General features: G+C 65.8%; 13 protein-coding genes. 5 read left to right on the top strand and 8 right to left on the bottom strand.

The window, feature by feature from the left end; genetic code table 11:
• Window positions 1–46: 46 nt before the first annotated feature.
• The 3 genes from RBB39_RS00570 to RBB39_RS00560 are packed head-to-tail and all read right to left on the bottom strand — an operon-like array spanning window position 47 to window position 2480.
• Window positions 47–1012 (bottom strand): biotin-dependent carboxyltransferase family protein, encoded by a 966-nt coding sequence (locus RBB39_RS00570; RefSeq protein ID WP_306168577.1) that lies wholly within the window; start codon window positions 1010–1012, stop codon window positions 47–49.
• Window positions 1009–1731 carry a 5-oxoprolinase subunit PxpB gene (pxpB, locus tag RBB39_RS00565; protein ID WP_306168576.1) on the bottom strand — a complete coding sequence of 241 codons (723 nt, stop codon included), beginning with the start codon at window positions 1729–1731 and terminating at the stop codon, window positions 1009–1011. The genes RBB39_RS00570 and pxpB overlap by 4 nt, the downstream gene beginning before the upstream one ends.
• Window positions 1728–2480, bottom strand: coding sequence for a 5-oxoprolinase subunit PxpA (locus tag RBB39_RS00560; RefSeq protein ID WP_045992312.1), 753 nt, complete (start codon window positions 2478–2480; stop codon window positions 1728–1730). The genes pxpB and RBB39_RS00560 overlap by 4 nt, the downstream gene beginning before the upstream one ends.
• Window positions 2481–2794: 314 nt before the next feature.
• Between RBB39_RS00560 and RBB39_RS00555 the strand changes: the two genes are divergently transcribed.
• The 4 genes from RBB39_RS00555 to RBB39_RS00540 all read left to right on the top strand — a co-directional run bounded on the left by RBB39_RS00555 (window position 2795) and on the right by RBB39_RS00540 (window position 6429).
• Window positions 2795–3232: a VOC family protein gene (locus tag RBB39_RS00555; protein WP_045992313.1), complete on the top strand. Its 438-nt coding sequence runs from the start codon at window positions 2795–2797 to the stop codon at window positions 3230–3232.
• A gap of 131 nt (window positions 3233–3363) precedes the next feature.
• Window positions 3364–4356, top strand: coding sequence for a TRAP transporter substrate-binding protein (locus RBB39_RS00550; RefSeq protein ID WP_306168575.1), 993 nt, complete (start codon window positions 3364–3366; stop codon window positions 4354–4356).
• A 156-nt stretch (window positions 4357–4512) separates the two neighbouring features.
• Window positions 4513–5070, top strand: coding sequence for a TRAP transporter small permease (locus tag RBB39_RS00545; RefSeq protein WP_045992315.1), 558 nt, complete (start codon window positions 4513–4515; stop codon window positions 5068–5070).
• Between the two features lie 54 nt (window positions 5071–5124).
• The gene (locus tag RBB39_RS00540; RefSeq protein ID WP_108448299.1) at window positions 5125–6429 is read left to right on the top strand and encodes a TRAP transporter large permease; all 1305 of its coding nucleotides are present in this window, start codon (window positions 5125–5127) and stop codon (window positions 6427–6429) included.
• Between the two features lie 27 nt (window positions 6430–6456).
• Here the strand turns inward: RBB39_RS00540 and RBB39_RS00535 are convergent, their stop codons facing one another.
• The gene (locus RBB39_RS00535) at window positions 6457–7329 is read right to left on the bottom strand and encodes a LysR family transcriptional regulator (protein WP_306168574.1); all 873 of its coding nucleotides are present in this window, start codon (window positions 7327–7329) and stop codon (window positions 6457–6459) included.
• Window positions 7330–7466: 137 nt separating this feature from the next.
• Between RBB39_RS00535 and RBB39_RS00530 the strand changes: the two genes are divergently transcribed.
• Window positions 7467–8702 (top strand): oxidoreductase, encoded by a 1236-nt coding sequence (locus tag RBB39_RS00530; protein ID WP_306168573.1) that lies wholly within the window; start codon window positions 7467–7469, stop codon window positions 8700–8702.
• Window positions 8703–8750: 48 nt separating this feature from the next.
• Here the strand turns inward: RBB39_RS00530 and RBB39_RS00525 are convergent, their stop codons facing one another.
• The 4 genes from RBB39_RS00525 to RBB39_RS00510 form a co-directional block, all read right to left on the bottom strand.
• A complete protein-coding gene (locus RBB39_RS00525; RefSeq protein ID WP_253028553.1) occupies window positions 8751–9737 on the bottom strand; it encodes a hypothetical protein in 987 nt (328 codons plus the stop codon).
• On the bottom strand, window positions 9734–10738 hold the full coding sequence (locus RBB39_RS00520) for a ComEC/Rec2 family competence protein (protein WP_045992320.1): 1005 nt from the start codon (window positions 10736–10738) through the stop codon (window positions 9734–9736). The genes RBB39_RS00525 and RBB39_RS00520 overlap by 4 nt, the downstream gene beginning before the upstream one ends.
• Window positions 10739–11108: 370 nt before the next feature.
• Window positions 11109–12908, bottom strand: a complete 1800-nt coding sequence (locus RBB39_RS00515) for an ABC transporter ATP-binding protein (RefSeq protein WP_306168572.1) — start codon at window positions 12906–12908, stop codon at window positions 11109–11111.
• A 143-nt stretch (window positions 12909–13051) separates the two neighbouring features.
• A complete protein-coding gene (locus tag RBB39_RS00510; RefSeq protein ID WP_045992322.1) occupies window positions 13052–13663 on the bottom strand; it encodes a superoxide dismutase in 612 nt (203 codons plus the stop codon).
• Window positions 13664–13874: the final 211 nt, after the last annotated feature.

Raw genomic sequence — 13874 nt, 5'->3', positions numbered from 1 at the left:
CACCGGAATCCGCAGCAAGGCCTTGTTGGTGGGCAGTCCACCGCTCCTACTCCCAACGGGCAAGCTGCCTCAGATGGTCATCGCGGGCACGCTCCGGCGACTCCGGCACCAGGCGCACCTCGGTGCCAGGCAGGCACTGGGCCAGACGGGCGCAGGCCAGCGGGGTCAGCGCCCCCAGGCGCGGGTAGCCGCCGATGGTCTGGCGGTCGTTCATCAGAATGATCGGCTGGCCGTCCGGCGGTACCTGCACCGCCCCCAGCGGAATGCCCTCCGACACCATACCGCTCATGCTGCCCTCAAGCTGCGGCCCGGTCAGGCGAATCCCCATGCGATCGGCGCGCTGATCCAGCGTCCAGACGTCATTGAAGGCGCGATACAGGCTGGTGCCCGAGAAGCTCGCGATCTGGGCCCCGGGCACCAGCGACAGCGCCAGTGGCCCGTCGCTTGCCGTGACCAGAGCCCCCTGCTCTCGATCAGCGTCCCGCTGCCCCTTGTCGGCGTCCCGCCGTGGCAGGCGACGATCGCCGCCCGAGGGCCGATCCTGCTTTGGCGTCAGCACGTCGCCCTGGGCCAGCGACTTGCCGAAACCGTCGAGGCCACCGAGCCCTTCTCGCACGGTGCTCGTGACGCTGCCCATGATGGCGCTCGCCTCGATCCCGCCCGGCAGCGCCAGATAGGCGCGCAGACCACTTTTCGGCCGTTCGAACACCAGCCGCTGACCACGCTTGAGCGTTACCGTCTCCGCCAGAGCCAGGGGTTCGCCGTCCAGGGTCGCGCCCAGGTCGGCCCCGGCCAGCGCCACGCTCACGTCGGCCTCGGCTACCAGCGCAAGGCCGCCCACCATGATCTCGATGCCGGGGGCGTCCGGGGCGTTACCCAGCAGCCAGTTGGCCCAGCCCAGCGCCACCCAGTCCATGGCACCGCCCTGTGTCACGCCCAGATGGCGCACACCCTGACGACCACCATCGACCACCAGCGCCAGGGGACCTGCGCGTTCCACCTTGAGACTCATGCGCCGCTCTCCTCGGCCGGGGGTTGGGGAGTGGTGTCGCCACCCTGCGCCTCGAAGGTGGCACGGTCGATGGCCACAAAGCGCACGCGATCGCCGGGCTTGAACAGGGTGTAACCCTCGCGCTCGCGATCGAACAGCCGGGTGGCGGTGCGTCCGATCAGGTTCCAGCCGCCAGGCGACGGCGCAGGATAGACGGCGGTCTGGCGATCGGCGATGCCGACGCTGCCCGCGGCCACCTTCTGGCGCGGTGTCTTGAGTCGAGGCGTGGCCAGGGCGTCCTCGACCAGTCCCATGAAGCCGTAGCCGGGGGCAAATCCCAGCGCGAAGACGCTGTAGTCGTGGGCGCAGTGGCGTTCGATGACCTGGCCGGCGGTGATGCCTGCGCGCTGAGCGATCAGCTCAAGCTCAGGGCCGACGCTTGCGTCATACCACACCGGGATCTCGTGCAGGCTGCCGTCCTCCGTCGCCCGGGGCGAAAGGTTCGCCAGGGCCTCGCCGAGGCGCGCTCGGGCCTCGCCAAGCGACAGCCTGCGGATATCGAGCTGCACCAGCACCGTGGTATAGGACGGCACCACCTCCAGGGCATCCTCGCCCAGCCGCTCGCGGATGGCGTCCACCGCCGCCAGCACCCAGGGCATATGCGACTCATCGATGGCGTCGAACAGCCGCACGATCAGGCTGTCGAAGGCCACCGTCTCAAGGCGTGGGCTCGGCGTCATGCCCCCTCCAGCTGGTCGAAGGCCTCGCGGATGGCGCGCACCGCCGCCACTGAACTCTCGTTGTCGCCGTGCACGCACAGGGTATCGGCGGGAAGGACCAGTTTGGTGCCGTCGCGGGCGGTCAGCGCCTCGCCCCGGGCCAGGGTCACCGCCTGGCCGACGATGGTGTCCTCATCGTGATGCACCGCGTCTGGCTCACGCCGGGACACCAGCCGACCTTCGCCGTCATAGGCACGGTCGGCGAACACCTCGAACCACAGGCTGACGCCCTCCTCCTCGGCCAGCGCCCTCACTGCGGCGGTGTCGGCGGTGGACATCACCAACAGCGGCAGGCTCTCGTCATAGGCCTTGACCGCGCGCATGGTGGCGCGCAGCAATTCCATATTGGTGGCCATGTCGTTATAGAGCGCGCCGTGGGGCTTGACGTAGCCGACCCTGGTGCCCTCGGCACGACAGACGCCGTCGAGGGCACCGATCTGGTAGAGCAGCAGGTTCTCGGCTTCGCTCGGGGACACCGCCAGGCTGCGCCGACCAAAGCCCACCAGGTCGGGATAGCCGGGGTGGGCGCCGACCAGCACCTCATTGGCCACGGCGTAGCCTACGGTGCGTCGCATCACGTCAGGATCGCCGGCGTGGAAACCACAGGCGATGTTGGCGCAGTCGATATAGGGCATCACGTCGGCGTCACGGCCCATCTTCCAGGCACCAAAGCTCTCGCCAACGTCGCAGTTGAGTCGGGGTATCGGCATGGGGGCAGCCTCTGTTGTCGACGTCCTTTGGTGAACCTTCGCCAATGGACGTCAGGTGGTTAACGAACCTGTTATTGTCGTCTTCCGCTGTCTTCTGTCGCCATCGTGGCGTCCATCGCGCGCTCCGAGCGCTTTCCTTCGAGCCCTTTCGTGGATGCTTCGATCGCGTTGCCGGGGCGCCACACAATATTCTCTTGTCAGTTGAATCTAACGCCCGAGTCGATTCCCGACAAATTCGGCAAGAAGATTGACGCCACGATCCTCCCCGGCCAAGAATCAGTGATATACCCCTTCACCTACTCCGGAGTTTCCCCATGGCCGTCAGCGATCCCTTCCATCTTGCCATTCAGGTCCGTGATATCGACGAGGCCCGCGAGTTCTATGGCAACTTTCTCGGCTGCCCTGAAGGCCGCAGCTCCGAGTCCTGGGTCGACTTCGACCTCTACGGCCATCAGTTCGTCTGCCACCTGAACCCCGGTCTCAAGGACGCCGCCGACGCTGCCCACAAGAACCCGGTGGACGGTCACGGTGTGCCGGTGCCGCACTTCGGCGTGGTACTGGAAATGGACGCCTGGGAGGCCCTGGCCGAGAAGCTCAAGTCCCATGGCGTCAAGTTCGAGATCGAACCCTACATCCGCTTCAAGGGCGAGCCCGGCGAGCAGGCCACCATGTTCTTCAAGGACCCGTCCGGCAACGCACTGGAGTTCAAGGCGTTCAAGGATCGCGAAAGCCAGCTGTTCAAGAAGGCCTGAGAGCCCAGCGGCATCGGCAAGGCGGCTTGATCTTCAACGCCATCCTGCCCGATGCTGCATAGTCAGACTGATACCTCCATCACGACACGTCGTTTTCACCGCCACGTTTCTACAACAACAAGGTAGGCATCATGACTCGATACTCCTCCCTGGGGCTGGCCGTTGCCGTGGCCACACTCTCCACCGCCACTGCGGTCAGCAGCGCCCAGGCCGCCGAATGGAATCTGGCGACGCCCTACGGGGATGCCAGCTTCCACACCGAGAACACCAAGCAGTTCGCCGAAGACGTGCGCGAGGCCACCGAGGGCGAGCTCGACATCACCGTGCACTCCGGCGGTTCGCTGATCAGCCACGGCGAGATCAAGCCATCGGTGCGCCGTGGTACCGTCCAGGCCGGCGAGATCTTCATGTCGATCCTGTCCAACGAGTCGCCGGTGTTCGAGCTGGACACCCTGCCGGGGCTCGCCGGCAGCTACGACGAGGCCTGGGAGCTGTGGCAGGCGAGCAAGCCGGTGATTGAGGAGCTGTTCGCCGAGCAGGGCATGAAGCCGCTGTACGCGGTGCCCTGGCCGTCACAGGGTATCTACACCGACTTCGAGTTGAATGACCCCGCCCAGTTCGAGGGGCTCAGAGTACGTGCGCCCAACATCAATACCCAGCGACTGACCGAGAACCTCGGCGGCCTGCCCACCGAGACCGAGGAATCGGACATCCCTACCGCCTTCTCCACCGGCCGGGTCGACGCCATGATCACCTCGGTGTCCACCGGCGAGTCGATGGCGGCCTGGGACTATGTCTCCCACTTCTCCGACGCCAACCTGTGGATTCCGAAGAACATCATCTTCGTCAATCAGAAGGCCTTCGATCGCCTGGATGAGGCGACCCAGCAAGCGCTGATGGAAGCGGCGGCCGAGGCCGAAGAGCGCGGCTGGGAGGCCAGCAAGGCCGATATGGAAGGCAGCGCCCAGGCCCTGGAGGAAAACGGCATCACCATTGGCGAACCCAACGAGGCGGTGGCCGGAGCCCTTTCCGAGGCCGGCGACAAGCTCTTCCAGGACTGGGAGAGCCGCGCCGATGACCGGGCCAAGGCGCTGATCGAGGACTACCGCGCCAATACCGAATAGCGCTCGGGACGAGCGGTGAGGGGTGTCCTCGCCGCTCGTTCGTTGTCCCGTTCACGGCTTGTCTTTCGCAACACGCCACGTCGCGGCGCCGTGCAAGAAGGGTGCGGTCAACGACTCACGGACAACGTATCGCTCCACTGACGCCAAGGATCGCCCATGAAGTTTCGCCTGATGCCGCTTTACCGCCTTGGTGGGCTGGGTGCGGCCGCCTCCATGGTCGCCATCTGCGGCCTGATCACCATCCAGGTGCTGTTTCGCCTGCTGGATGCCCTGCTGGTGCTGTTCGGCGGCGCGCGTCTTGGCCTCGAGATCACCGGGGTGTCGGAACTGGCGTCCTTCCTGCTGGTGGGCGCGACCTTTCTCGGCATGGCCTACACCTTCAGCCACCACGCCCACATCCGCATGTCGCTGGTGATCCAGCGCCTGCCGGCGGCGGTGCGCGCCTTCACCGAACTGTTCTGCCTGGCGGTGGCTTCGGCGCTCAACGCGCTGTTGTGCGTATCGCTGTGGCAACTGATGCACGAGAGCCTCGAGTTCGACGACGTCTCCTCGGGACTGCTCGCCGTTCCGCTGTGGATTCCCCAGCTGGCGTTGCTGGTCGGCATGGCGCTGATGAGCCTGGCCCTGGCCGAAGCGCTGATCGACACCGCCAGACAGGCGCTGACGGCACCACGCCGCTTCGAGGCCCCGGACGAGGAACCCAGCCATGACTGACTCGAGGATTCCTGTTCGCCTGCAGCGCCTGTCTTGCCAGGAGGGCTTGCCGAGATGCTGACGATCAGTCTGGTCACCCTGCTGGCGCTGGCGGTGCTGCTCGGCAGCGGCGTGTGGATCGCCTACGCCCTGCTCGGCACCGGCTTTATCGTGCTGACGCTGTTCTTTCCGCTGGAGCCCGGCCCGATCCTGGCCTCGGACTTCTGGGGCGCCAGCTACGGCTGGGACCTGACCGCGCTGCCGATGTTCGTGTGGATGGGCGAGATCCTGTTTCGCTCGGGGCTCGCCAACAACATGTTCCAGGCGCTGTCGCCCTGGCTCGGGCGTATTCCCGGACGCCTGTTGCATTCCAACATCATCGGCAGCGGGCTGTTTGCCGCGGTCTGCGGTTCCTCGGCGGCGACCTGCGCCACCGTCGGCAAGATGACCCTGCCGGAGCTTGAAAAGCGCGGCTACGACAACGACCTGGCCATCGGTACCCTGGCCAGCGCCTCGACCCTGGGGCTGTTGATTCCGCCGTCGATCATGATGATCGTCTACGGCGTGGTCACCGAACAGTCGATCTCGCGACTGTTCATCGCCGGCGTCGGGCCGGGACTGATGCTGCTGGGTCTGTTCATGACCTACGTGATCGGCTGGTCGCTGCTGGTGGGCAATCGTCGTGGCGCGGTGGGCAAGCGCGACAGCGACATGCCGCTGCGCCAGAAGCTGTCGGGAAGCCTGCAACTGCTGCCGCTGCTGGCACTGATCGGCGGCATCCTCGGCAGCATCTACGGCGGGCTTGCCTCGCCTACCGAGGCCGCCGCCTCGGGGGTCGTGCTGTCGATGCTGATCGCCCGGGCCAACGGCCACTTCAACGCCACGATCTTCAAAGACGCCCTGTTCGCCGCGGTGCGTACCTCCTGCATGATCGCCTTCATCATCGCCGGGGCCTCGTTTCTGTCCTCGGCCATGAGCTTCACCCAGCTGCCCATGGACCTGGCCGAGAAGATCGGCGCCATGGGTCTGTCACCGGCCTGGCTGCTGGTGGTGCTGACCCTGTTCTTGCTGGTGCTGGGCTGCTTTCTCGACGGTATCTCGCTGATCCTGCTGGTGACCTCGATCATCATGCCGGTGATCGAGACTGCCGGCTTCGATCTGATCTGGTTCGGCATCTACCTGGTCATCGTGGTCGAGATGTCGCAGATCACCCCGCCGGTGGGCTTCAACCTGTTCGTGATCCAGGGCCTGACCGGACGCGACATCATGTCGATCACCCGCGCCACGCTACCGTTCTTCCTGCTGATGATCGTAGCCATCGTGCTGATGAGCCTGTTCCCGGGCATCGCCACCTATCTGCCCCAGGCGATGAGCGGCTGAGGAACGGGGCCATCCATGGCTTTCTGTCTACGCAAAGCGCTCCACCAGAAAGTCGATCAGCACGCGAACGCGTCTGGGCAGCAGGGTCGTGGCCGGCCGCACGATGGACACTGTCGTCGTCGGCTCGCTGGCGACGACGTCATCGAGCAGGCGTTCGAGCCGACCCGCCTGAAGATCCTCGTCGACCATGTACGCGGGTAGGCAGGCGATGCCTCGCCCCTGCAGACAGGCGGCGTGCAGTGTTTCCAGTGAATTGGAAAGAAACCCGGGTTGCGGGAGCCTGCTGTCCTTGACACCCCACATGACGGCGCCCCGGCCCTGATGCAGGAACAGCCCCACATGCCGGGGCAACTCATCTTCCGCCAGCGGCCTGCCGTGGCGAGCCAGGTAGGCAGGTGAGGCGCAGATCAGCCGGGGATGCGCCACCAAGGGCCGAGCGATCAGGCTCGAATCGTCAAGCGTGGCGCTGCGAATCGCCAGGTCCATACGCTCGTGCACCAGATCGACCATCGCGTCGGTCAACGTCAGGTCGATCTCCACCGCCGGATAGCGCTCCATGAACGCCAGCAGCAGCGGCATCAACCGCTGCTTGCCCAGCGCCGTGGGCGACGTGAGACGAATACGCCCGCGCAGCTCGCTGCGGCCTTCGGCTATACCCTGTTCCACCTGGGAAAGCCGCTCCAGCAGCCCCCGGGTCTCGCTGGCGAAGGTCTCTCCCGCTTCGGTCAGGCTCATTTGTCGCGTGGAGCGCAGGATCAGGGGGACTCCCAGCCGCTGTTCCAGCCGGCTGATGCGCTTGCTTACGGCCGAGTGGGTGACGCCCAACTGGCGGGCGGCCCCTGAAAAAGTGCCGGCGTCGATGACGGCATGGAAGACGGAAAGTTCACTGACAGTATCCATCTGTTCCTTATAGTCACAAGTCCTGTGCCTCGACAAGGGATTATCGCTGCCCCGGCGACGTGCCAGGATGGCGGTTCCTGCTCAGGTGCCGTTCTACCGTTCCCTTTTCCCTTCCCATCGACGCCCGGAGTTTGCCCATGATCCCTCCCTGCGACACCGCGCACGACGACAACGACGTCGGTCCGCTGTTCTCGCCGCTGACGCTGCCCTGCGGCCTGGTGCTGAAAAACCGTATCGCCAAGGCGGCCATGTCGGACTCACTCGGCGATGGCACCGGTCACCCTACCGAAGCCCAGGGCCGGCTCTACGAGCGCTGGGCCCAGGGCGGAGTCGCCCTGTCGCTGATCGGCGAGGTGCAGGGCAGGCCCGATGTGGCCGAGAAGCCCGGCAATCTGGTCTTGAACGACCAGTCGGACCTGTCGACCTTCGAGCGACTGGCCCAACGTGGCAACCAGCATGGCAGCGGCCTGTGGCTGCAGCTCGGTCACGCCGGTGCGCTGGCCTATCCGCCGACCAGTGTCGCCAGGGGTCCCAGCGCCCTCGACCTGCCGGGTCTACGCTGCGCGGCCTTGAGCCCAGGCGAGATCCACGCCCTGCCCGATCAGTTTGCACGCACCGCCGCACTGGCCAGAGCGGCAGGCTTCGCCGGCGTGCAGGTCCACGCCGCCCACGGTTTCCTGCTCAGCCAGTTTCTGTCGCCCCTGTTCAACCGCCGCAACGATGCCTACGGTGGCTCGATCACGGGACGCCGACGCCTGCTGCTCGAGGTGATCCAGGCGGTACGCGACGCCGTGGGGCCGGCGTTTGCGGTGGCGGTCAAGCTCAACGCTAGCGACCAGCTCGAAGGCGGGCTCGACCAGGAGGATGCGCTCGAGGTGGTGAAGTCGCTGGACAACCAGCCCATCGACCTGATCGATATCAGCGGTGGCACCTACTTTCCCGGCGCCCGTTCTGCCTCCGACACGGACACGGCGGCTGGCAGCCCCTACTTTCTGGCGTTTGCACGTCGTGCTCGCCGACACACGACGCTGCCGCTAATGCTGACCGGTGGCTTCAAGACACTGTCCCAGGCACGCAGCGCTGTGGATGAAGGGAGCGTGGATATCGTCGGACTGGCCCGGGCCCTGGCCATTAAGCCCGAGCTGCCCCGCCACTGGCAGCAAGGTCAGAGCGCGGGCCCGACCTTCCCACGCTTCGACACCCCGCCCGAGGGCGGCATCACCGCCTGGTACACCATGCGCCTGACGCAATTGGCCGAGGATCGCGACGACGAGTCGCCGGGATCCCTCGAGCAGGCGCTGGCTGACTACGAGGCCCGCGACCAGACCCGCACGCTAGCCTGGCGTCGCCACTTCTATTCGACCCCGGGTTGATGCTGCATCGTGCCCCAAAGCCCCTGAACGCTTCCTCGGCCCTCGCGCTCAGGCCTGGTGGCGCTGCCTGAGCGTCTCGATCACCTCTCCCAGACGACGCCTGGCCTCGCCGTCTGGCTGCTCGGCGACCAGATCATCCAGCACCTGAACCACGTCGGCGTCACGGCGAGCCCGCGCCGCCTTGCCAGTCTTGTCGCCCGCGTCGTTTGCCAGCAAGGCGCAGATCACCCGGTCCAGAGTGCCGAACAGAAAATCGATGCTGTAGCCGGCGAGAAAGCCCAGGGCGGCGCCGCTCAGCGCCACCTGTGCGCCCTGATCGGTGGGAATCTGGGAGACGAACAACACGATGGCGCCACCGGAGAGCGTGCCCAGCACGATGCGATTGACATGCTCGCCGATCCGCGCGGGATCGAAGGTGCGACTGTACAGCCGGGTCGCGGTCACCCGCAGCACAAAGGCGAAGGCCCCGAGGGCACCATAAAGAAAGGGCTCGGTGTGGCGAAGTCCCTCGTAGATAAAGTCGAGCGCGGTATTCCAGTGGGTCCAGTCGAGCCCAGAGGACGGCCGGCCCGTATCGATGGCGTACATCAGCACGTTGGAGCCGATCACCGCCATCACCACCGCCCCGGTCCACCACCAAAGGCGAATCAAGTACTTGCCGGTGCGGCTGTCGCGCATTCGACCATCGCTGTCCGGGCGCGTCGCCGCCAGGGTACGCGGCGAGATACCTGGGTAGAGCCGGGACAGGCGCCGGTAGCAATCCACCACGCCGGCCAGTTCTTCGGTGGTCAACAGCTCCTTGCGATCGGTCTTTTCCTTGGCCACGAAGTAGGCGGTCAGGTCGATCTCCGGCGGGTAACCTTCGAACTCCTGGGCGTAGTCCAGCAGCGCCGTGGTGTCGTCGAGCAACTTGCGGATACGCTCTCCGCAGCCGTCTTCACTGCCGTTGCCGTTAACATTGTCACTATCGCTGCCGCCGTCGGCATCATCGTCCCTGCGATCGCGACGAGGCCCCTCCTGCTCTGAACTGCTCATCGACAGTGTCCTCCCTCGCTTGCCTGGGTGCGCTCGTCCACCACACAGATCAGGCCGTTGATGGTGTAGCTCTCGCCATCGGTGTGAACGACGATGTGGCGATTCTCGACGTAGGCCCCCAGGTAGCTTCCACCTTCGCCCTGGCGCGTCTGGAACAGCAGCGGTGCCGGGCTGAGCTTGGCCAGGCGATCCAGCGGAGCCTGACGCGGCAGGCGATAGCGCAGGTTCACTCCGCCATCGCCGACGCTGAGCACGGCCACCTCGGGTCTCAGCGTCTGCACAAAAGTGTCGCTGGTGCTGGTGTCGGAACCGTGGTGATTCAGCTTGAGCACGTCGACGTTGCCCACCTGGGCGGCGACGAAGGCTTCCATGGGTACGCTGCGAGCGCCGCCGCCGGTGAGGTCGCCGCCGGTGAAGTAGCGAAAGCGCCCGTGCTCGATGATCAGTGCCACGCTGCGGGCGTTTTCACGCCGTGGATGAAGTGACTGCTCACCGACCTCGCAGAAACCGATATCCCCGGCCAGGTGCCTGCCGCCGGCAGCGGCCACCTGGATACGGGTGTCGGCGCCCAGTCGCAGCTGGGGATGATCGGGACGACAGTCGGGGATAAGCTCGACCAGCCGCGCCCCCACGGCCCGGGCCGCCGCCAGGTACTCGCCGTACTGGGTGTCGCGGCCGGTGGGAGACAGCACCTCGGGCTTGATACCGGGTCGCTCCAGCACCGTCTCGACGGTGACGCCCGCCTCGATGAGTTCATCGAAGCCACCGATATGGTCGGCGTCATAGTGGCTGGCGAGAAAATAGTCAAGTCGATCGATCCCCAGTGCGATCAGGGCCGGCGCCACCACCCTGCGGCCATCACCGCGATTTCCCGCATCGATCAACAGACTCTGACCGCTGCCGGTATCCACTACCAGGGTGGCGTCACCCATGCCCACGTCGAGGTGCAGGATGCGCAGGTCGGCGAGGGCCGGTGTCGTTGCCAGGCAACCCAGCAGCATAGCGGCCCGGACCAGGGCACTCGGACGCCAAGCCGCCAGTAAACAAGCCGCCTGTAAACAAGACGCCGACACTCGCAAGGCCCGCATCGCCAAGGCAGGTGCAGCTATGCCCGGTACAACAAAGCCCGGTACGACAAAGCCCGACAGCAGACGATGGAACGCCCGGCGACGGACTCCGCCCCCGAGCAGTACGCAGCTCATCCTTCACGCCTCATGCAGCATAGGAAGTTACTACTTACTTACCCTAGACTGCACAGACGGCGCTGGCGAGCCGTATCCTCCACACCGGAACCGGTTCCGGGGCCTGTTCCGGGGCCGGCACCGAGCCCGCGGCCAAGTCCCGCGCATCGCGACAGGTCAGCGCGACAGGTCAGGGCGACGTGGCTGCCACCGTCGCCGCCTCGCCGGTCTGCACCTGCCACTGGGCGGCGTAGCGCCCGCCCCGGGCGATCAACTCGGCGTGGTCTCCACGCTCGACCACCTGCCCCCGCTCCATCACCACGATCTGGTCGGCGTGGACGATGGTCGAGAGCCGGTGGGCGATCATGATCACGGTACGCTCACCGCCGATGCGCGACAGCGAGCGCTGAATCGCCGCCTCGGTCTCGTTGTCCACCGCACTGGTGGCCTCGTCCAGCACCAGCACCGGGGGATCCTTGAGCAGCGCCCGGGCCAGCGACAGACGCTGGCGCTGCCCGCCGGACAGGCGCACGCCGCGCTCGCCGACCCGGGTATCGAGGCCGTCCGGCAGACGCTCGATGAACTCCCAGGCTTCGGCGGTGCGTGCCGCGGCGATGACCTCCTCATCACTGGCCTCGGGACGGGCATAGGCGATGTTGTCACGCACGCTGCCCTCGAACAGGTAGACGTCCTGGCTGACCAGGCCGATGGCGTCGCGCAGCGCCCCTTGGCGAAGCTCCGCCACCGGGACGGCGTCGAGCTCGACCCGCCCCTGGTCGGGGTCGTGAAAGCGCAACAGCAGCTTGATCAGGGTCGACTTGCCGGAGCCGGTGGGCCCGACCAGCGCCAGGGTGCTGCCGGCGGGTACTGCCAGGTCCACGGCGTCGATGCCGGCGCCGCTGCCCGGGTAGTGAAAGCTCACTTCTGCAAAGCGCACCTCGCCACGCACCGGCGTCTCGAGCTCACGGCGTCCATCGTCGCGCACCCGGACCGGGGTAGCGATCAGATCGAGGATGCGCCGGGTGCTGGCCATGGCACGCTCGAACAGGTCGATGACCTGGGCCAGTCCGGTCAGCGGCCATAGCAGCCGCTGGGTCAAGAACACCAGCACGCCGTAGGCGCCGACGTTGAGCTCACCGGACAGCGCCTGCATGCCGCCGACGATGAAGGTGGCCAGAAACCCGGTGAGGATCGCCATGCGGATCACCGGAATAAAGGCCGAACTGATACGAATGGCACGGCTGTTGGCGTCCACGTAGGCCTCGCTGTCGGCCTTCAGCCGAGCCGCCTCGCGGGCCTCTGCGGTAAAGCTCTTGATGGTGGCCATACCCTGAATATTGTTGGACAGCCGGCTGGACAGCACCCCGACCTTCTCACGCACGTCGGCATAGAGGGGACCGGCCTTGCGCTGAAACACGAAGGCACCCCACAGGATCAGCGGCACCGGGGTAAAGGCCAAAAGCGCGATCAGCGGCGACAGCACGAAGAACACCGCCCCCACCGCCACCACGGTGACGGCGACCTGGATCAGCGAGTTGGCACCGCCGTCGAGGAAGCGCTCGAGCTGGTTGACGTCGTCGTTCATGGTGGCGACAAGCTCACCGGACGAGCGCGACTCGAAGAAGCCTATGTCCAGGCGCTGCACGTGCTCGTAGGCGTCCTGGCGCAGGTCGGCCTGCAGGCGCTGGGCAAGGTTGCGCCACAGGATCTGATAGAGGTACTCGAACAGCGACTCGCCGGCCCAGATAAAGAAGGTCAGCACCCCCAGCACAATGATCTGGGAGCTGGCCGAGACGAAGCCGAGCCCCGCCACGAAGCTCTGCTCCTGGTTGACCACCACGTCGATGGCCACCCCGATCAGGATCTCGGGGGCGATATCAAACAGCTTGTTGATCATCGAACACAGGGTGGCGGCGACGATCCGTCGACGATAACCGCGGGCGTAGCGCAACAGGCGCCCTAGTGCCTGCAGGCTGGATGAGCGGGACACGGCGTGAACTCCTTGCTGTCGCACCACAAGGGCGACGACCAATCCAGACGGCGCCCCGACCGGAGCACCAACGAAAAGCGCCGCGGCGCGGGTCTTGCGCTAGCACGGATGACGTCGAGACATCGACGTCAGGCCGGCTTCGCTCAGGCAGTGGCGGCCTGGTAGCGACGCTCGACTTCGTCCCAGTCCACCACGTTGAAGAAGGCGGCGATGTAGTCGGGACGCTTGTTCTGGTACTTCAGGTAGTAGGCGTGCTCCCACACGTCCAGACCCAGCACCGGGGTGTTGCCGTGCATCAGCGGGCTGTCCTGGTTCAGGGTGTTTTCCACCACCAGGGCACCGTCCGGAGTGACGGAGAGCCAGGCCCAGCCAGAGCCGAAGCGGCCCAGCGCGGCCTTGGTGAAGGCATCCTTGAAGGCGTCAAAGCCGCCCAGTTCCTTCTCGATGGCCTCACCGACCTTGCCCTTGGGGTCGCCACCACCGTTCGGGGACATCACGGTCCAGAACAGCGAGTGGTTGGAGTGGCCGCCGCCGTTGTTGATGACCGGCTGGCGCTTGTCTTCCGGCAGACGCTCCAGGTTGGAGATCAGCTCGTCGACCGGCAGGTCCTCGAGACCGGTGCCTTCCAGGGCGCCGTTGAGGTTGGTGACGTAGGTGTTGTGGTGACGAGAATGGTGGATCTCCATGGTCAGCGCATCAATGGAGGGTTCCAGTGCGTCGTAGGCGTAGGGCAGTTCCGGCAGAGTATGTGCCATGGTGATACCTCCTTCCTTGTCGAAATTGGGCTGGGTTCAGGGGGGATAATCGTATCCCACTCACCAGCTTACGTCATCGTGGGCCTCATACTATAGGCAAGACGCGTTCTTCTCGCTAGCGTGCTCCACGCCAAACGCATTGCCCGCCTGGCGGTGTCGGCATCCCTGCCGCCGTTGAAGAGGCCCGATGTCGTGGACCACAGGGTGTCAT

Source organism: Halomonas sp. MMSF_3323, from assembly GCF_030733595.1.
GTDB lineage: Bacteria > Pseudomonadota > Gammaproteobacteria > Pseudomonadales > Halomonadaceae > Halomonas > Halomonas litopenaei.
The sequence above is the reverse complement of the archived record's forward strand: the minus strand, read 5'-3'. Positions and strand labels throughout refer to the sequence as shown.

What these genes read in the sequence shown, in the direction of transcription:
- RBB39_RS00570 (WP_306168577.1), bottom strand. Translation starts at nt 1,012, where the DNA reads ATGAGTCTCAAGGTGGAACGCGCAGGTCCCCTGGCGCTGGTGGTCGAT.
- pxpB (WP_306168576.1), bottom strand. Translation starts at nt 1,731, where the DNA reads ATGACGCCGAGCCCACGCCTTGAGACGGTGGCCTTCGACAGCCTGATC.
- RBB39_RS00560 (WP_045992312.1), bottom strand. Translation starts at nt 2,480, where the DNA reads ATGCCGATACCCCGACTCAACTGCGACGTTGGCGAGAGCTTTGGTGCC.
- RBB39_RS00555 (WP_045992313.1), top strand. Translation starts at nt 2,795, where the DNA reads ATGGCCGTCAGCGATCCCTTCCATCTTGCCATTCAGGTCCGTGATATC.
- RBB39_RS00550 (WP_306168575.1), top strand. Translation starts at nt 3,364, where the DNA reads ATGACTCGATACTCCTCCCTGGGGCTGGCCGTTGCCGTGGCCACACTC.
- RBB39_RS00545 (WP_045992315.1), top strand. Translation starts at nt 4,513, where the DNA reads ATGAAGTTTCGCCTGATGCCGCTTTACCGCCTTGGTGGGCTGGGTGCG.
- RBB39_RS00540 (WP_108448299.1), top strand. Translation starts at nt 5,125, where the DNA reads ATGCTGACGATCAGTCTGGTCACCCTGCTGGCGCTGGCGGTGCTGCTC.
- RBB39_RS00535 (WP_306168574.1), bottom strand. Translation starts at nt 7,329, where the DNA reads ATGGATACTGTCAGTGAACTTTCCGTCTTCCATGCCGTCATCGACGCC.
- RBB39_RS00530 (WP_306168573.1), top strand. Translation starts at nt 7,467, where the DNA reads ATGATCCCTCCCTGCGACACCGCGCACGACGACAACGACGTCGGTCCG.
- RBB39_RS00525 (WP_253028553.1), bottom strand. Translation starts at nt 9,737, where the DNA reads ATGAGCAGTTCAGAGCAGGAGGGGCCTCGTCGCGATCGCAGGGACGAT.
- RBB39_RS00520 (WP_045992320.1), bottom strand. Translation starts at nt 10,738, where the DNA reads ATGCTGCTGGGTTGCCTGGCAACGACACCGGCCCTCGCCGACCTGCGC.
- RBB39_RS00510 (WP_045992322.1), bottom strand. Translation starts at nt 13,663, where the DNA reads ATGGCACATACTCTGCCGGAACTGCCCTACGCCTACGACGCACTGGAA.